Origin of the sequence: Vibrio chagasii (assembly GCA_041879415.1) — a bacterium.
GTDB lineage: Bacteria > Pseudomonadota > Gammaproteobacteria > Enterobacterales > Vibrionaceae > Vibrio.
In genome coordinates this window covers 1800834-1819253 of record CP090851.1, presented here as the reverse complement: position 1 = coordinate 1819253, position 18420 = coordinate 1800834, and the positions used below count along the sequence as shown (strand labels likewise).

The 18420-nt window shown below is 43.8% G+C and carries 20 protein-coding genes; 12 read left to right on the top strand and 8 right to left on the bottom strand.

The features are described 5' to 3' along the window. Positions 1-9 precede the first annotated feature (9 nt). The 6 genes from hisC (at position 10) to hisIE (ending at position 5063) form a co-directional block, all read left to right on the top strand. Positions 10-1050, top strand: coding sequence for a histidinol-phosphate transaminase (gene hisC, locus L0991_08090; protein XGB61408.1), 1041 nt, complete (start codon positions 10-12; stop codon positions 1048-1050). Positions 1051-1182: 132 nt separating this feature from the next. Continuing rightward, on the top strand, positions 1183-2271 hold the full coding sequence (hisB, locus tag L0991_08085) for a bifunctional histidinol-phosphatase/imidazoleglycerol-phosphate dehydratase HisB (protein ID XGB61407.1): 1089 nt from the start codon (positions 1183-1185) through the stop codon (positions 2269-2271). 9 nt (positions 2272-2280) lie between these two features. Continuing rightward, positions 2281-2895, top strand: coding sequence for an imidazole glycerol phosphate synthase subunit HisH (hisH, locus tag L0991_08080; GenBank protein ID XGB61406.1), 615 nt, complete (start codon positions 2281-2283; stop codon positions 2893-2895). Positions 2896-2938: 43 nt separating this feature from the next. Next, positions 2939-3676, top strand: coding sequence for a 1-(5-phosphoribosyl)-5-[(5-phosphoribosylamino)methylideneamino]imidazole-4-carboxamide isomerase (hisA, locus tag L0991_08075; protein ID XGB61405.1), 738 nt, complete (start codon positions 2939-2941; stop codon positions 3674-3676). Then, positions 3658-4431 carry an imidazole glycerol phosphate synthase subunit HisF gene (gene hisF, locus L0991_08070; GenBank protein XGB61404.1) on the top strand — a complete coding sequence of 258 codons (774 nt, stop codon included), beginning with the start codon at positions 3658-3660 and terminating at the stop codon, positions 4429-4431. Before hisA ends, hisF begins: the two co-directional genes overlap by 19 nt. Beyond that, positions 4428-5063 carry a bifunctional phosphoribosyl-AMP cyclohydrolase/phosphoribosyl-ATP diphosphatase HisIE gene (hisIE, locus tag L0991_08065; protein ID XGB61403.1) on the top strand — a complete coding sequence of 212 codons (636 nt, stop codon included), beginning with the start codon at positions 4428-4430 and terminating at the stop codon, positions 5061-5063. The genes hisF and hisIE overlap by 4 nt, the downstream gene beginning before the upstream one ends. 164 nt (positions 5064-5227) lie before the next feature. On the opposite strand, the gene L0991_08060 is transcribed toward hisIE, so the two are convergent. The 4 genes from L0991_08060 to L0991_08045 all read right to left on the bottom strand — a co-directional run bounded on the left by L0991_08060 (position 5228) and on the right by L0991_08045 (position 8499). Beyond that, on the bottom strand, positions 5228-5737 hold the full coding sequence (locus L0991_08060; protein ID XGB61402.1) for a YchJ family protein: 510 nt from the start codon (positions 5735-5737) through the stop codon (positions 5228-5230). Between the two features lie 113 nt (positions 5738-5850). Beyond that, a complete protein-coding gene (locus L0991_08055) occupies positions 5851-7062 on the bottom strand; it encodes an EAL domain-containing protein (protein ID XGB61401.1) in 1212 nt (403 codons plus the stop codon). 111 nt (positions 7063-7173) lie between these two features. Beyond that, complete coding sequence (gene lpxH / locus L0991_08050; GenBank protein ID XGB61400.1) at positions 7174-7920, bottom strand: UDP-2,3-diacylglucosamine diphosphatase; 747 nt, start codon at positions 7918-7920, stop codon at positions 7174-7176. Between the two features lie 84 nt (positions 7921-8004). After that, on the bottom strand, positions 8005-8499 hold the full coding sequence (locus L0991_08045) for a peptidylprolyl isomerase (GenBank protein ID XGB61399.1): 495 nt from the start codon (positions 8497-8499) through the stop codon (positions 8005-8007). A gap of 189 nt (positions 8500-8688) precedes the next feature. Between L0991_08045 and cysS the strand changes: the two genes are divergently transcribed. Together cysS and L0991_08035 are read left to right on the top strand one after the other, a co-directional pair. Next, positions 8689-10074 carry a cysteine--tRNA ligase gene (cysS, locus tag L0991_08040; GenBank protein ID XGB61398.1) on the top strand — a complete coding sequence of 462 codons (1386 nt, stop codon included), beginning with the start codon at positions 8689-8691 and terminating at the stop codon, positions 10072-10074. A 98-nt stretch (positions 10075-10172) separates the two neighbouring features. Then, positions 10173-10751 carry a thymidine kinase gene (locus L0991_08035; GenBank protein ID XGB61397.1) on the top strand — a complete coding sequence of 193 codons (579 nt, stop codon included), beginning with the start codon at positions 10173-10175 and terminating at the stop codon, positions 10749-10751. Positions 10752-10851: 100 nt separating this feature from the next. Here the strand turns inward: L0991_08035 and L0991_08030 are convergent, their stop codons facing one another. From L0991_08030 to L0991_08020, 3 genes are all read right to left on the bottom strand, one after another. Continuing rightward, positions 10852-11499 (bottom strand): YdcF family protein, encoded by a 648-nt coding sequence (locus tag L0991_08030; protein XGB61396.1) that lies wholly within the window; start codon positions 11497-11499, stop codon positions 10852-10854. Then, positions 11492-12346 (bottom strand): NAD(P)H-binding protein, encoded by an 855-nt coding sequence (locus L0991_08025; protein XGB61395.1) that lies wholly within the window; start codon positions 12344-12346, stop codon positions 11492-11494. Before L0991_08025 ends, L0991_08030 begins: the two co-directional genes overlap by 8 nt. A gap of 114 nt (positions 12347-12460) precedes the next feature. Beyond that, positions 12461-12691, bottom strand: a complete 231-nt coding sequence (locus tag L0991_08020; protein XGB61394.1) for a TIGR02647 family protein — start codon at positions 12689-12691, stop codon at positions 12461-12463. Positions 12692-12951: 260 nt separating this feature from the next. On the opposite strand from L0991_08020, the gene L0991_08015 reads away from it, so the two are divergent. Next, a complete protein-coding gene (locus L0991_08015) occupies positions 12952-14256 on the top strand; it encodes an ATPase (GenBank protein ID XGB61393.1) in 1305 nt (434 codons plus the stop codon). A 362-nt stretch (positions 14257-14618) separates the two neighbouring features. Beyond that, a complete protein-coding gene (gene focA, locus L0991_08010) occupies positions 14619-15461 on the top strand; it encodes a formate transporter FocA (protein XGB61392.1) in 843 nt (280 codons plus the stop codon). A 299-nt stretch (positions 15462-15760) separates the two neighbouring features. On the opposite strand, the gene L0991_08005 is transcribed toward focA, so the two are convergent. Then, on the bottom strand, positions 15761-16555 hold the full coding sequence (locus L0991_08005; protein XGB61391.1) for an ABC transporter permease: 795 nt from the start codon (positions 16553-16555) through the stop codon (positions 15761-15763). 437 nt (positions 16556-16992) lie between these two features. Here L0991_08005 and torE point away from each other — a divergent pair, with 437 nt between their 5' ends. Together torE and torC are read left to right on the top strand one after the other, a co-directional pair. Next, positions 16993-17175, top strand: coding sequence for a trimethylamine N-oxide reductase system protein TorE (gene torE / locus L0991_08000; protein ID XGB61390.1), 183 nt, complete (start codon positions 16993-16995; stop codon positions 17173-17175). A gap of 50 nt (positions 17176-17225) precedes the next feature. Next, positions 17226-18407: a pentaheme c-type cytochrome TorC gene (gene torC, locus L0991_07995; GenBank protein XGB61389.1), complete on the top strand. Its 1182-nt coding sequence runs from the start codon at positions 17226-17228 to the stop codon at positions 18405-18407. Positions 18408-18420 lie beyond the last annotated feature (13 nt).

Here is an 18420-nt window from a genome sequence, read left to right as displayed (position 1 = left end):
GGGCAGGGCATGGAAAAGTTAGCAAGAAAACAAGTTCAGGCTCTTACACCTTACTTGTCTGCAAGACGCATTGGCGGCACAGGCGATGTATGGCTAAATGCCAACGAATCTCCATTTGATAACGAGTACAACTTAAATCTGTCTCGTCTTAATCGTTATAGCGAGTGTCAGCCTAAAGAGTTGATTGATGCTTACGCGCAATATGCAGGTGTGAAATCAGAGCAAACTCTGACGACACGAGGCGCTGATGAAGGTATCGAACTGCTGATTCGTGCTTTTTGTGAGCCGAACGAAGACGCTATCCTTTACTGCCCACCAACCTACGGTATGTATGCAATCAGTGCAGAAACCATCGGTGTTGAGCGTAAAGTTGTGCCTCTAACCGCAGAGTGGCAACTTGACCTTCCTGCGATTGAAGCTCAGCTAGACAACGTGAAAGTGGTGTTTGTGTGTAGCCCAAATAACCCAACGGGTAATTTGGTTGAACGTAAGGACATCATTAAGCTACTTGAGGTGACTCAAGATAAAGCAATTGTTGTGATGGATGAGGCGTACATCGACTTCTGCCCAGAAGCGTCAACCGTTGATTTGCTTGAGCAATACCCGAACTTAGCGATTCTGCGTACTCTGTCTAAAGCTTTTGCATTGGCTGGACTACGCTGCGGCTTTACGCTAGCGAACAAAGAGCTTATCGATGTATTGTTGAAAGTGATTGCACCATACCCAGTGCCAATCCCTGTTGCTGATATCGCGGTTCAAGCACTTTCAGAGCAAGGTCTTGCAAGAGCGAAGTTTCAGGTTTTGGACTTAAGCGCTAACCGAGCGTACCTACAGGCTGGTCTGATGGGGATGCCTAACGTTACGGTATTCGATGGATGGGGTAACTACCTTTTGGTTAAATTCCCAAACGGTGACGAACTATTTAAAGCGGCATGGGACAGTGGGATTATCTTACGTAATTCGCCAATTGAAGACTGTGTTCGAATTAGTATTGGTAACCGCGAAGAGTGCGAAAAGACACTCGGATTCATTCGTAACTTTTACCAGTAACGAAAGGCTTGCCAGTAATAACATTTGTCTGCCTTTATTCGATAAATAGCAGGCTGATAAATGAAACTTATATTTTGGGTTAGCGTTTAATTTTAGCTAGGCCACCAGATTTAAAATTAAAAGGAAGTTCAAGTGAGTAAACAACAAAAAATACTTTTTATAGACCGCGACGGCACCTTAATTGTTGAGCCGCCAGTCGATTTTCAAGTAGACCGTTTAGACAAACTAAAATTCGAACCGCTAGTGATTCCTAGCCTGCTTGCATTGCAAGACGCTGGCTACCGCTTAGTTATGGTCACTAACCAAGATGGCCTTGGTACAGATAGCTACCCACAAGAAGATTTCGATGCGCCACACAACATGATGATGGATTTCTTTGAATCTCAAGGCGTAAAGTTTGATGACGTGCTTATTTGCCCTCACTTTGACGAAGACAACTGCTCTTGCCGTAAGCCAAAACTGGGCATGGTTAAAGAATATCTGCAAGGCGGTAAAGTAGACTTCCAACACTCTGTTGTGATTGGTGACCGCGTGACTGACCTGCAATTGGCAGAGAACATGGCAATCCGTGGTATTCAATATGGTCCAGATGCTGAAACAGAAGGCACACTTAACTGGCCACAAATTGTTAAAGACTTAACGGTTAACGCTCGTGTTGCTGAAGTGGTTCGAACGACGAAAGAAACGGACATTAAGGTAGCGGTAAACCTTGATGAAACGGGCGGTAACAAGATTGACACTGGCATGGGTTTCTTCGACCACATGCTTGATCAAATTGCGACGCACGGTGGTTTCCAAATGAATCTAACTGTGAAAGGCGATCTGCACATTGACGATCACCACACAGTAGAAGATACAGCACTTGCGTTAGGCCAGGCTCTGAAAGATGCGCTAGGCGACAAACGTGGCATTGGCCGCTTTGGCTTTAGCCTGCCAATGGATGAGTGTTTAGCTCAGTGTGCGCTAGACCTTTCTGGCCGTCCATACCTGAAGTTTGATGCAGAGTTCAGCCGTGAGCAAGTGGGTGACCTTTCAACGGAAATGGTGGTTCACTTCTTCCGTTCTCTAACTGACACACTAGCTTGTACGCTACACCTTTCTTCTGCTGGCAATAATGACCACCACATCATTGAGAGCCTATTCAAAGCATTTGGTCGTACTTTGCGCCAAGCAATTAAAGTTGAAGGTAACGAGTTACCGAGTAGCAAAGGCGTTCTGTAAGGAATCGGTATGAAAGAGCAGAAAGTAGTTATTATTGATACTGGTTGTGCCAACGTCTCATCGGTTAAATTTGCGATTGAACGTCTGGGCTACACCGTTGAAATTTCAAAAGAGCCTGAAGTGGTTCTAGCAGCCGACAAGCTATTTCTACCAGGTGTAGGTACAGCAAGTGAAGCAATGAAAAACTTACAAGAGCGCGATCTTGTCGCTCTTGTAAAGCAAGTAGAGAAGCCTCTGCTTGGTATTTGTTTGGGCATGCAGCTTCTTGGTAAGTTATCTCAAGAAAAAGGCCAAAAGGCCGACGAGCTAGTTGAATGTTTAGGCTTGTGTGAGGGTGAAGTTCGTTTATTGGATACGGGCGATTTACCGCTGCCACACATGGGTTGGAATACCGTCACTGCAACACCGAATCACCCTCTATTTAAAGACATTGAAGAAGGCGAGTATTTTTACTTCGTTCATAGCTTCGCAATGCCAGTAGGTGACTACACTATCGCACAGTGTGATTACGGCAATCCGTTTACCGCAGCAGTGCAAAGCGGTAACTATTATGGTGTTCAGTTCCACCCAGAACGCTCATCAAAAGCTGGTTCTAAGCTGATTCAGAACTTCTTGGAATTGTAATAAGGATTAGGCAGCGGCTAACGTTGCCATATAAGGAATGTAAATGATTATTCCCGCATTAGATTTAATTGAAGGCCAAGTAGTTCGCTTATTCCAAGGGGACTACGGTCAAGTAACAGAATACAAAGTAGACCCAGCAGAGCAGTTCAACCTATATCACCAAGCTGGTGCTGGCTGGTTGCACCTTGTTGATTTAACAGGTGCAAAAGACACGACAGCTCGCCAGTTAGACTTGATCGCTAAGCTACTTGATAGCACGCCAGCTAACATTCAAATTGGCGGCGGTGTGCGTAATGAGCAAGATGTGATTGATCTACTCGAAGCCGGAGCACAACGTGTTGTTGTTGGTTCAACGGCAGTTAAACAGCCAGAGCTTGTTAAAGGTTGGATGGAAAAGTACGGCGCTGAAAAAGTCGTTCTTGCTCTGGATATCAACATTGACGAAAACGGCACTCGCAAAGTGGCGATTTCAGGCTGGCAGGAAGATTCAGGTGTGACTATTGAAGCGCTAATTGAGGACTACCTGACCGTTGGCCTTAAGCACGTTCTGTGTACTGATATCTCTCGTGATGGCACGCTAGAAGGATCAAACGTAGAGCTTTACGTGGATCTTTGTAAGCAGTACCCGCAGGTTCAGTTCCAATCATCGGGCGGCATTGGCAGCCTAGCAGACATCGAAGCTCTAAAAGGTAGCGGTGTGGCTGGTGTGATTGTGGGTCGTGCGCTACTTGATGGTAAGTTCACCGCAGAGGAGGCATTTGCATGCTGGCAAAGCGAATAATCCCTTGTTTGGATGTCCGTGACGGACAAGTGGTTAAGGGCGTTCAGTTCCGCAACCACGAAATCATTGGCGACATCGTTCCGCTAGCACAGCGTTATGCGGAAGAGGGGGCGGATGAATTAGTATTTTACGATATCACGGCATCAAGTGATGGCCGTGTTGTTGATAAGAGTTGGGTAAAGCGTGTTGCAGAGGTGATTGATATTCCTTTCTGTGTCGCTGGTGGTATTAAGTCGGCTGAAGATGCTGCGCGTATTTTAGAATTTGGAGCCGACAAAGTATCCATTAACTCACCAGCACTGGCTAACCCTCAATTGATCACTGACCTGGCTGATAAATTCGGTGTGCAGTGTATCGTTGTTGGTATCGACTCATACTTCGATAAAGAAACCGGTAAGTACCAGGTTTATCAATTCACTGGCGATGAAGCGCGTACTAAAGCAACCAAATGGGAAACCAAAGATTGGGTGCAGGAAGTACAAAAACGTGGCGCTGGTGAAATTGTGTTGAACATGATGAACCAAGATGGCGTTCGTAACGGCTATGACCTTGAGCAACTGAACATGGTGCGTGAAGTATGTAACGTTCCATTGATTGCGTCGGGTGGTGCAGGTGCAATGGAGCACTTCGCAGAAGCTTACAACAAAACTAATGTGGATGGGGCGCTTGCGGCTTCGGTATTCCACAAACAAGTCATCAATATTGGTGAATTAAAGCAGTATCTAAAACAACAAGGTGTAGAGGTGCGTCTATGAGTTTTGCAGCGACAGAAGTAAATACGCTAGCTGAACGTATCAATTGGGATAAAGTCGACGGTCTCGTTCCTGCGATTGTACAAGATTTCCAGTCAAGCCAAGTGCTGATGATGGGTTACATGAACCAAGATGCGTTAGCAAAGACGGGCGAAACAGGTCAAGTGACCTTCTTCTCTCGTACTAAAGAGCGCCTTTGGACTAAAGGTGAGACTTCAGGAAATATTCTGCAACTGGTGAATATGTCACTGGACTGCGACAACGATACCTTGCTAGTCAAAGTGAACCCAATTGGTCCTACGTGTCACTTGGGTACGACAACATGCTGGGATTCTGATCCACAGGAAGAGTCTCAGATGGTGTGGCTTCATCAACTTGAGCAGCTACTGGCTGCCCGCAAGGACGCAGATCCTGACTCTTCTTACACTGCCAGCTTATACGCCCGTGGCACCAAGCGTATATCGCAAAAAGTGGGCGAAGAAGGCGTTGAAGTCGCGCTTGCGGCGACGTCGGGCGATAAGGCGGAGCTAGTCTGTGAATCAGCAGACTTGATCTATCACCTAATGGTTCTATTGCAAGACCAAGGTCTATCGATGAACGATGTGGTGAATAAGCTAAAAGAGCGCCATAAGTAATCTTTAAGATACATCTGGACAAGTAAAAGCCCCGTAAACATAGCGTTTACGGGGCTTTTTTAGTGCTCTATCCGGTGTCTCTTTCACATTTAGGCCTCGTCATTCCGAGGAGCCTAAGCGACATCAGGAATCTCTTCTTCTAATCTGCTTCCTATGCGTACGAGTTAGCCGCAGCACTTCTTGTATTTCTTACCGCTGCCACAAATACACGGGTCATTGCGGCCGATCTTAAAGCTTTCTACGGTTTGGTTTAGTCGAGGGTCAATCTCAGGCTCAGGTTGACTTTGTTCTGGAAACTCACCATCGATATAGAACCAAAGGCCGTTTTCACGAATGAAACGAGAGCGTTCTTGCATGCAGTATTGCGCGCCACCTTCATTAAAATAGGCTTTAAATTCAACATAGCCTTCGTTTTCGTGGGAACCAGCAGCTGTGTCGATAACTTCTAGGCCTGCCCAATCATTGTTGATCGAATCAGCAATACCTTCTCTTTGTGCTTCAGCATTACAGCTAGGGTGGTAGGTCGCAACCACATAATCGACTAACCCTAAAACATGCGCGGAATAACGCGAGCGCATCAACTGCTCTGGCGTTTCAACGGAGCTGTGATCAAGGTGTGCTGATTCACAGCACTGAGGGTAAGTATTGTTGCTACCACATGGGCATAAAGACATAGTCAGATCCTGTAAAAATGGCCTCTAAATAAGAGGCCATAAATGAATGCGTTGGAGTTTAACAAGAAATCAAGGTCCACTAAAGAGGACGTTTCTATCAAGCCAATGGTTGATTAAGCTGGAGCTAACAAATCTTGCGCCCAAGCTGTTGCTTCGTCATAGGCGAGACCGAGTTGAGCCTCACTGAGCTTGAGGAGTTTACGAATGCGAGTCGCTTCTTCCCATCGAGCTTGTTCATAAGCAACAACCATGGCTAAGACCGCACCTAATACACCTTTGCGCAGTATTAGTGCTTGTTTTATCTCTTCGTCAATTGGCACAGAATCCAGTACCTGTTTTAACGGTTGATCGAATAATGAATCTAATAGTGAGAACATACCGGTTAAGAAAGCTTGTCCCGGCTCCACTTTAACGTTCATCTTTTCGACTAACAGTTCACACTGGCGAGCGCGAATGACAGCTAAGCCGTAAAGTGAGTCAGGTTTGTCTTCCTTCGCGGACGCAATCGCAACAAGAGAGACAAATTTACGCAGCTTCTGCTCTCCCAGATAAACTAATGCTTGTCGGAAAGAGCGAATGGTCGTCGCTGAGCCACCTGCCGAGTTTACGTAGGTAAGCAGCTTGTACGAAAGCGTAACATCTAAGGTGATCAGTCGTTCTACTTCACCAAAATCAATAGGATCGTTAGCGATCTCTTTTAACAGTTGCACGATAGTTAAAAAAGCAGGGTTGAGTGCACGAGTCTGAATCATCTCTGGCTTGCTAAAAAAGTAGCCTTGGAAGTAGCTGAAACCCGCTCTATTTGCTTCCTGATATTCCTCATAAGTCTCTACTTTTTCAGCAAGAAACTTAATATCTAACCCTTTCATTGAGCTCATGAACATCGAAGCTTTTTCAATAGAGACCAAGCGAATATCGAATTTGATAATCGATACGTAAGGTAGGAAACGCTTCCAAGCCTTACTTGGCACAAAGTCATCTAATGCAATAGTGTAGCCAGCATCATAGATAGTCTTGATCGCCTCAAGTAACTCGTCAGTTGGTTCGCAGTCTTCTAGAACTTCAACGACTAAGCTTTCTTTGGGGAACAGAGTAGGGACTAAGTTGATTAGGCTTGCATAAGGGAAGTTAACGAAACCAAGCTTATCACCCAATGTATTGTAGTGAGTCGATAAGAAGTGGTCAGATAGCAAACGACTAGTAGCGAGTTCCGGTTCTACTTCAGGGAAAGTGTTTTTAGGACCATCCCTGAATAGCAACTCGTAACCTATGGTTTTCTTGTCTGCATCGAGTATTGGTTGACGCGCTACGTATGAATATTTCAACTTGGTACTGTGTTCGGTTTATTTCAGATAGAGAGATAATAGCTAATTCACTAGAAATTACCATACACAATCTAAGAAAGTCTGACCCACTATAATAATCAAACTGAAAGTTTAAGGCTGTTGTTGAAAGCTATTGCTAAACGCTCGATTCTGTAGTTCAAAACTTTGCGGAGTAAACACCAGTACAGAGCCTTGTGTATACCAATCACCAAGTACGATACGAGTTTTAGTGCAATTATTAGCATCAAAAGTGTGGACGTTTGGACGATGGGTATGGCCGTGGATCATGAGATCAACATTGTTTTTCTCCATCACGTTTTCGACCTCTTGCTGCGTCACATCCATGATGTCTAGCGACTTAGTCTGCTTATCATCTTTAATATCAGACTGAACTTTTGAAACGATTTTCTTTTTAATAAAGAATGGAATTCTGTTGAAGATCCACTGTAGCCAAGGTTGATGTACTTTCTCACGGAAAGCGAGGTACTTTACGTCTTCAGTACATAGAGTATCACCATGCAATACCACGGCTTTTTGCCCGTAGATATCGATAGTCGTTACTTCGTCTAGAAGCTGCACACCAGTCTGCTTGGCAAATCTTTTGCCGACCAAAAAGTCACGGTTACCTTGCGTGAAGTAACAAGGGACACCAGTTTCCACCAAATCGATAAATGCTTGGCGAATAGAATTGGCGAATTCACTCTTATCGTCGTCACCAATCCAGAATTCAAACAGATCACCTAATACATAGAGTGCATCCGCTTCTACCGCTTCATTCTTCATGAAGGTTAGGAAGCAGTCCGTGATGTCTTGGCGTGACGGAGCAAGGTGAAGGTCTGATATAAAATATGTTTTCATAGGTCTAAAAAAAGGGAGCGATTCGCTCCCTGTATCCTGATTTTATCGGCTCATCAATTATTAATACTAACCGAAAGCAAGTAATTAAGCTTCGATTGTAGTACCAGTGATGATCACTTCTTCTAGTGGTACGTCTTGGTGCATACCCATAGAACCAGTGCTAACACCTTTGATCTTGTTTACTACGTCCATGCCTTCTACAACTTCTGCGAATACACAGTAACCCCAACCGTCTAGGCTTTCGCTACGGAAGTTAAGGAAAGAGTTGTCGTTTACGTTGATGAAGAACTGAGAGCTTGCTGAGTGCGGTTCCATAGTACGAGCCATTGCTAGCGTACCAACTTTGTTCGCTAGACCGTTGTTTGCTTCGTTCTTGATAGTTGCGCGAGTCGCTTTTTCTTTAAGGCCAGAAGTCATGCCGCCGCCTTGAATCATGAAACCATCGATAACACGGTGGAATAGTGTGTTGTCGTAGAAACCGTCACGGCAATACTGTAGGAAGTTTGCGCTTGTTTCTGGTGCTTTTTCTTCGTTTAGTTGAACTTTGATGTCACCAAAATTTGTGTGAAGGATGATCATGATTGTTACCTTACTGTCTTTTTAATATGAAAGGCGATTCTAGCCTAGTTTGATTGAGTTTCAAAATACGAAATCGTCAATAGATAACAAGGAGTTTAGCTGATTTGATGGTGAAAGGTATTACCTATTAAGGTATGACTTGTTATACTGCGAGCTTATTTTGATTAATCCATAAAATAGATAGAGATCATGCTAAAGATATATAACACACTCACAAGACAGAAAGAGGAATTCAAACCAATTACAGCTGGCAAAGTCGGCATGTATGTCTGTGGGGTAACCATCTACGATCTCTGTCATATTGGTCATGGCCGTACGTTCGTTTCTTTCGACGTTGTGACTCGCTACCTGCGTTACTTAGGTTATGACCTAACGTTTGTTCGCAACATCACAGACATCGACGACAAAATCATTAAGCGTGCGAACGAAAACGGCGAGTCTTGTGATTCTCTAACTGAGCGCCTAATCGGTGAAATGCACGCTGACTTCGATGCGTTGAACATGAAGCGTCCAGATGTTGAGCCTCGTGCGACGGAATTCATCACAGAAATCATCGAGCTTGTTGAAAAGCTGATTGAACGTGGTTTTGCTTACGTAGCAAGCAACGGCGACGTAATGTTCGAAGTTAAGAAGTTTGACGAGTACGGTAAGCTTTCTAAGCAGGACCTAGAGCAACTTCAAGCTGGTGCGCGTGTTGATGTTGAATCAGCAAAACGTAGCCCATTAGACTTCGTTCTTTGGAAAATGTCTAAGCCAGGTGAACCAACATGGGAATCGCCATGGGGTCCAGGTCGTCCAGGTTGGCACATTGAATGTTCAGCAATGAACTCGTCTATTCTTGGCAACCACTTCGATATCCACGGTGGCGGTTCGGATCTGCAGTTCCCACACCACGAGAACGAGATCGCACAATCTTGCTGTGCACACGGCACTCAGTATGTAAATACTTGGATGCACAGTGGCATGGTGATGGTAGATAAAGAGAAGATGTCTAAGTCTCTAGGTAACTTCTTCACTATTCGTGACGTGCTGGCGCATTACGATGCTGAAACGGTTCGTTACTTCCTAATGTCTGGTCACTACCGTAGCCAACTTAACTACAGCGAAGATAACTTGAACCAAGCTCGTGCATCACTTGAGCGTCTATACACTTCACTTCGTGGTCTAGATCTTACTGCTGCACCAGCTGGTGGTGAAGAGTACGTAACTCGTTTCTCTACTGCGATGAACGATGACTTCAACACGCCAGAAGCATACTCAGTGCTGTTTGAAATGGCTCGTGAAATCAACCGCATCAAGACAGAAAGCATTGAAAAAGCAAGTGGACTTGGCGCATTGATGCGTGAACTAGCGGATATTATCGGTATTCTTCACCAAGACCCAGAAGCTTTCCTACAAGGTGATGCCGCTGGTAATGATGACGAAGTGGCTGAAATCGAAGCTCTGATCAAACTGCGCAACGACTCTCGTGCTTCTAAGGATTGGGCAAATGCTGACCTTGCACGTGATAAGTTAAACGAATTAGGTATCGTTCTGGAAGATGGCCCAGAAGGTACGACTTGGCGTCGTAAGTAAATCTTATAAAAAAGGGCTGATTTTCAGCCCTTTTTTCTAGCAAAAATTCTCTAATTTCATCTTTTCTATATTCAACTTTATTAAACAGGAATATTTCTGTGGCTCAGATGTATTTTTACTACTCAGCAATGAATGCGGGTAAATCGACAACGCTTCTTCAATCTTCATTCAACTACCAAGAGCGCGGCATGACGCCTGTGATCTTTACAGCGGCACTCGATGACCGCTACGGTATTGGTAAAGTGAGCTCTCGAATTGGTCTGCAGTCTGAAGCGCAGCTTTTTAAGAATGACACGAATCTTTTCGAAGCGATTAACGAGCTGAACGAGGAAGAAAAGCGTCACTGTGTACTGATCGATGAGTGTCAATTCTTGTCGAAAGAGCAGGTATATCAGCTAACAGAAGTGGTTGATAAACTGCATATTCCTGTACTGTGCTACGGTTTACGTACCGATTTCCTAGGTGAGTTATTTGAAGGCAGCCGTTACTTGCTGTCTTGGGCAGATAAACTGGTTGAGCTTAAAACTATCTGTCACTGTGGCCGCAAAGCGAATATGGTAATTCGTACTGATGAGCACGGTGTCGCGATTGCAGAGGGTGATCAAGTGGCAATAGGTGGCAACGACAAATACGTGTCTGTGTGTCGTCTTCACTACAAAGAAGCGCTAGGTAAGTAAACGCGTCTCAAGTGCTGTGGCAATAGCTGAAAGGCAAAGTGATAAAAAAGAAACGGTGGCTTAGTGCCACCGTTTTTGTTTTCTCATTGGTTATCGCTATCTATTCAAAGCCGAGCTTCTTGATCGCTTGATAGGCGTGATCCACTTCCTCAGGGATTGGCATTTCAATCTGGAAACCTTTAGCGGGGTACGATTTGATGCGTTCAAAATCGGCCACCAACGCGCCTAGCACCATATCTAATGGCAACTCCTCATTAAAGTAATCGACCCAGTCCTGCCATTTGGAAGTGACTGTTATTTCCGCTGTGTCTTCAGGCCATTGCTTGCTGAAGGTCGCGTAGGTTCGCTTCTCCATAAAGGGCTTCTGCACTAAGGTCAGCCTTTTAGGAGATAATCCTAGCTCAGTAAGTAACTCGTGTGTGAAACGGACATTCTCTCCCGTATTTGTCGCGTGCTTTTCGATGACGATGTTAGAATCAGGCACGCCACAGTCTCTAGCAATGGCTGCAAAAGTTTCAGCTTCTGAGCGTTCAAAACTGCCTTCAGTAAATCTTCCGACGCCTCCAGAAAACACGATATAAGGCGCGACCTTTTGCTGATAAAGCTCAGCAGCATATTCAGCAACGCGAGTGTCGTTACTGCACAATACAAAAATGCAATCTGAAGGCTCAACCTTGTGTCCCATAGACATGAAATTCCAAAGGGTATCGATTGAGCGGTGTAGGTTCTTTGAGGATGGCTTAGTCATGAAGAGCGTCCAATGTGGATTCAAATTTAAATGAATAACCTAAATCGAGGATCTTTTTCGAAGAAATCAGTTTATCTGGTTCATTAACAACAGGCGGAAGTGGCTCACTACTGTTGGCACTTTTTAAAGCGGCAGCGTAGAACTCAGCTTTGCTTACCGTGTTTGGTGTCGTTACATTTGCGATTTCGTTATGCAGGTGGCTAATCGCAAAGTCAACCGCGCCAATAGCATCATCAAGGTGCAGCATATTCGCAGGGGCTTGGTTACTCACTTGTTTGAGTTTACTGGCAAAGCGCGACGGGTGGCGATTTGGGCCAATTAATCCACTAAAGCGAAGAATGGTGTAATCAATACTAGAATCTATCACTGACTGCTCAGCTTGAAGCATGATTCGCGCGTTATCGGAAAATGTGCAAGCATCATCGCTGTCACCGTTTGCAAGCGCGAGTGATGCGTCATGCTCGTACAAGATACCCGGTTTAGTTGGGTACACCGTTGTTGAACTGACCATAATTAGCTTCTTAACATTGGCTTGCTGACAAGCTTTAGTCAGTAGCTGCCAATAGTCGGCATACTCTTTACCAGCGCCTTTTCTAAAACCAGGAGGGAAGCTCCCAATCACGATCTCGGTATTGTGTTCGAGCAGTAAAGAATAGAGTTGTCCGACGGTTTGGTCTGAGTTTGACGAATCAAAGCTGAATACTTCGCAGGGAATACGTTCACTGCCGATCGTATCTGCACCTGCTTGGGTCGTTTTAGTGACGACGACGCGGTTACCATGTCTCTCTAGGTGTTCAGATAAAGGCGCGCCTACCCATCCAGCACCAACAATAAATATAGAAGCCATCTGTTCCTCACAACTGAAATTGATGGATTTACAATAAGCCTAACAAACCTTTGGCCAAAAATGAAAAAACTCCACGGCCGAAGCAAGTGGAGTTTTTACAATAACAGTCGCGCTTTATTTAAGTACGCGAAGCAGCTTGTCTGCACGCTCTGCCATCTCAATACCTTCATCGGTTAGGTAACCGCCGTCTGGTTGAGTACAAAGGTTCTTTTCGAATAGGCGCTTAACAGCGTCTTGAGTTTCTTGGCTAGCCTCTTGATGAACTTTAATACCCGTAGCTGCGCTACTTACATCAAATTGAAGAAGGAGGTTTAAATCAGCAATATGTTCAGCGGTGTACTTCATAATTAACCTATATATTCATAACGTTCTCTACCTTCACCTTAGTGCGCATTCTCGGCTCAGGCAACAGCAAATAAATAGATTTGATAACTGATACCAAATTGAATGATTAATCGTCGTATGGTGAACTTATTTTGGTTGTATTGAGTGATTTGTGCCCACTTAAATGGCGAATGATGTTTATTGCTAAGTGGTTGTAATATATTGTGTGACTAGAAATATATTGCATTCGGCTAATATTGTACAAAAAAGGAAATGCATCAGTGAGAGCGAACAAATTAGCATTGGTAATTAGTATGCTATTTGCAATCTCAGGTTGTCAAAGCACACCCTCAGAGCAGACAGACGCAAGTCAAACCACAAACAACAATGAATCTGCAGTAGAGGTCCGTTCGTTTCATTCTGTACAAGTTGTCTATACAGAGTGGCAGTCAAAGCTGGAAAACCACGCTCAATTGTCTCTTTATGCTCCAGAGAATTACAATGAACTTCTCGACGCATGGGAAGACGCGGAAAGTATTTATGCCGATTTACTCAAAGACGAGACGCGTCTTACTAAGAGTTATTCAATCTTCTCGAGCTTAACTTACGCTGAAGCCTTCGATGAGAAGATTGCGTTAATCAAATCAAACTATGATGCGATTCTCGTGCTTAAGGAAAAGGCGGATAGGGTGCTTGCCGATTCGATCGTGCAAATGGATTACCTCAAATATCTTGGTGCTGACACTATGTTCGCTTCGAGTTACAAACGATTGTATTCAGAATACAGCGAGCTATTTGAGTATGTGTTAGTCGATGAACTAGAGGATGCTCAAGAAGCTCAAGTTGAGTTCCTTAATAATGCACGCTTGTTGGAAGTGAAAGTTGCACACAAGAAATACATCGAACCGCTTAAAGACGAATTAGAGTACTTAGAAGATGAAGACTTTGACGATGTCGTACCGTTGACTTTTGCTAAGGCCGCTGCACAAATCACACTAGCTGAGAATCAGGTCAAAGCGAGCCCTCGTGAAAAGTCGATTATCGAAGACGCAGTAAAAGCCGCAGAGTTTGAGTTGGACCACGTACGAAGCGTTGCTCATGAAGTAAAAGTACTTGCGAGTGTTAAAGGGGACAAGTTCGAACAATCGGTGCTGAATGCTGAGAATCAGTTACTGAGCATCTCACAGGCGATCAATGAAGAAGATTATCGTGACGTAGTACTGCGTCTTCAGTCTCAGAAGATTGTTTCAAGTATAAATGAGCTTAAAAGTTCAGATATGACAGCCATGCTAAAATCTGAGATTGAATCTTTAACTGGCCAGCTCGCGCAGTTAGAAAGAGAAAACCAGCTACAGGCTCAACAATTGTCTGAGGCAACAAAACGTAGTGAACTGCTAGACGAACAAGTAGCCAAGAGTGATGCACATATTAAGAGCTTGGAAGAGCTGGTGGATAGTTTGAAGACTCTAGGCGGGAAGGTCGCTAATGAAAGTGATTCTGAACTGACGCCCACTAACACTGAATCAGATCTTGAAGATACAAGATTAGAATCGGTATCAGATGAAGTGGTTGACCCGTCGGTTTAGGACAACAAATCTCTTAATCTGTGACTGAGTTAAAAGCGCCTGAGGGCGCTTTTTTACGTTCTGTTGATCTATGTCAAAATCTGGATGCAAAAGCCCTAAAAATACGTTTTTAGTGTACGTCATTTTTATTGTTTTAACGTAACTTGTTGATATTTAAAGATGTGTTGTTTTTATTGGTAACAGGTTTTCATTCATCACAGTTTTGCTTTTACTACTAAAGTCGTATGAAATTTCAATATCATTGTGAGTTTTGCATATTCTTGGTTGTTGAGCGGAATTTGAGTCAAAAATAGCTCTTGAATTCAGAAATGAAAGAGAGGATTATCGCGCTCCCGACGACATGTTTCAAAATGTAAATCATCATGAATCTAAACCAATTTGACTCATTATTACCGCCACAAATGGCTGAGCGCGCTGCAGATATTGGCGTAGGTAAAGCAACTAAAGATCCAATCAAATCTTTTCTACTAGCGATTTCAGCTGGTATCCATATCGGTATTGCGTTTGTGTTTTACACCATCGTTACTACTGGTGCTGGCGATTTGCCATGGGGTATCACTCGCCTGTTGGGCGGTCTAGCATTTAGCTTGGGCTTAATTCTTGTTGTTGTCACTGGTGGTGAACTGTTTACAAGTTCTGTACTTACTTTGGTGGCTCGTGCAAGTGGTAAAATCACTTGGAAAACACTAATTAAGAACTGGGCGACGGTTTATATTGGTAACCTGATTGGGGCACTATTGCTCGTAACTTGTATGCTATTGACTAAGCAATACATGTTTGATCATGGGCAAGTTGGTTTAAACGCGATGGCGATTTCTCAACATAAGATGCATCACGATTTTATCCAAGCTGTCGCGCTAGGCATCATGTGTAACGTGTTGGTTTGTATTGCGGTGTGGATGACTTTCAGTGGACGCACGCTGACTGACAAAATCGCGGTAATGATCTTGCCAGTTGCGATGTTTGTATCATCAGGCTTTGAGCACTGTATTGCGAATATGTTCCAAGTACCGCTTGCTATCGGCATTAAGACATTCGCTCCTACTGAGTTCTGGACGATGACTGGCGCAAACCCTGCAGACTATGTTGACCTTAATATGATGGATTTTTTGACCAATAACCTGCTGCCTGTGACTTTAGGTAATATCATCGGTGGTGGTATCTTTGTTGGCATGTGGTATTGGATGATTTATCTACGCGACTAATTCAAGCTCGGTGATTGCACCGAACTGACTGTGACACTAAAAAGACGGCCTGCATTGCAGGCCGTTTTTTATTTGTGGAAAACCATGTCATGGGATTCTCTCGTGAAGAAGAGAAGGCCTAGCCACTACGATCTACATATGTGTATATGTCGTTGAAATTAACGAAGGATCAAAGGAAATGATCTTTTGGGTGGGGGAGTTGGATAAAAAAGGATCTATATTGATTTGGTTATCCACAGTTTCTGTGGATAACCTGTCTCAAATTCAGTGAGTAACCAGATCTCATGGTAGGGGAGCGGCTATTTAGAAGCCTGAATTTGTGCAAGAACTCGACCTTCTTTGGTCAGTGATGTCTTCAAAGATAGGTGTAACGCAAGCGCCAAAGAGCAACTCATCATGACAAAAATAGCCAGCATGATCATCAGTTGATATTTAATAGCGATCATTGGTGAAGCTCCACCTAGAATTTGTCCTGTCATCATTCCTGGTAGCGTTACTAAGCCGGTAATGGCCATTGACGCCATAATTGGTGACATCGCCTTCTGTATTGCATTGCGTACAAATGGCGCGGCTGCGTAACTCGGTGCGGCTCCTAGGGCTATAGCTGCTTCATATTCTGATTTCTGTGTTTCGAAAGCGCCAAACAAGTTCTGTAATGCCACTATATTACTGCTCAAGCTATTACCTAAAAGCATCCCTGCAATGGGGATAAGGTATTGTGCACTAAACAATGGTGTCGGCTTGATGATAAAGAAGCAGATAAACAAAACAATGGGTACGCACGTTACAGCAAGACCAACAGCAACTGGGCCAAGTAGCAGCTTTCTAGGCAGCTTAGATTTTTCGACAATGGAACTTGCTCCGACGACTATCATGGCAAACAACCACAGTAAATTGACCCATAAGCTATTTAGAGTAAATAGGTACTCTAGATAAAGCCCTACCAGAAAGAGCTGTACAGCCATGCGCACAATACTTATAGAAGCCTCTTTACCTAGACCTAATTTCAGCTTGTGATTAATGGTGATCGGTAAGATGAGAAGTGAGCTAAATAGCAGTAACTGCCACCAAGATATGTCGATAACGTCTTGCATAGTGCTTCCTTTTTATTGGACACACATCATATCTGAAAGTGCCAAATGATGCATTTCAGCCTACGGGTTTTTGATTCAATTGTTACGCAAGAATTTAACAATTGCAGTACAAAACCTTGGTTGTTTGATGCATTTTTAGCTACTACTTAGTAGGTAAAACGTTAAAATTAGTTACAATAGAGTTTCATAAGTGTTGGCTTTTAACATTTGTGAAATATACTTAATTCTTCACATTTGTTAATACTTTTTAATATGTTTCTTTAACTGAAAACAACTCTGGATGAGCTCAAAAAAGTATTGATTAGCAAGGGTTATAACGGGAGATTTCATTGAACCCTACTTTGAGTATGGTCTAAAATTTGTTGTTAGAAACTGATGAACTTTAGCCCCTTAGAATGGGCTTATCGAAATTACTAAATACAAAATAGGCAAAATGTATGAGTGATGTTAATAAAATTGAAACTGGCGAAAAACGCTCGCTGGAGTGGAAGTCATTCCTCTTCATCGCAGTGGTTCTCTTTCCTGTGTTGAGTGTTGCTTTTGTAGGTGGCTACGGCTTCTTAGTTTGGGCGCTTCAAGTGTTCGTATTCGGACCTCCAGGTGCTCACGGCGGCATGTAATGCCCTCACGTAACAACATTTTTTAGACCAAATATTTAAGAGAGCTAATCATGAAGTCATTTTTAGTTAAACTGTGGCGCACTATGACTCGCCCTGCAGTACACATCAGCCTTGGTGTACTAACCATGGGTGGTTTTATCGCGGGTGTAATCTTCTGGGGTGGTTTCAACACCGCTTTAGAACACACTAACACAGAAGAATTCTGTATCAGCTGTCACACTATGCGTGACAACGTATACGTAGAGCTACAAGAAACCGTTCACTGGAAAAATACATCTGGTGTTCGTGCTACTTGTCCTGATTGTCACGTTCCTCACGAATGGACAGCAAAAATCGCTCGTAAGATGCAAGCATCTAAAGAAGTATTCGCACAAGTTTTCGGTGACCTAGATACACCTGAAAAATTCGAAGCACGTCGTATCGAGTTGGCAAAACACGAATGGGATCGTTTCTCTGCAAACAAATCTCTAGAGTGTAAAAACTGTCACAACTACGATTCAATGGATTTTGAAAACATGCGTCCTACTGCGCGTATTCAAATGAAGAATGCAGCAGAGCGTGACCAAAGCTGTGTTGACTGTCACAAGGGTATTGCACACAACCTTCCATTAGATATGGAATCGGCAAGTGGTATCGTTGGTGAGCTTGAGCAAGTTGCTAACAGCACTTCTTACTCGAACGGTGCAGAAGTGATTTCAATTCGTCACCTTCCAATGTACACGGATGAGACTGCAACAGTTGAAGCAGGTCTACTAAGCCCTGCAAGTAAAGTTGCTGTTATCGACGAGAAAGGCGACATGATCAAGATTCAAATCGACGGTTGGCGTAAAGCGAAAGGCTTCGGACGTGTAATCCAAGAAGACTTCGGTATGAACATTTCAACGGCGATCTTGACGAAAGAAGTATCTCAAAGTGACGTAATCACTGTTGGTGAGAAGAAAGAAGATGAGCTAACTGGCCTTCCATGGGAAGAAGTTAACCTAGCACTTTGGATGAAGAAAGAGTCTATGGTTGATAACTTCGATCCAATCTGGAACGCAGCTGGTCAAGCGTACCAATCTAACTGTTCAACTTGTCACTCACAACCAGATGAAGCGCACTTCAGTGCTAACGGTTGGGTAGGCATGCTAGATGGTATGATTGCATTCGTTAACTTCGACACAGATACAGAAGCATTGGTTCTTAAGTATCTACAGAAGCACTCATCAGATTTTTCTGAAGGCCATCACTAATAAGACGTCAATT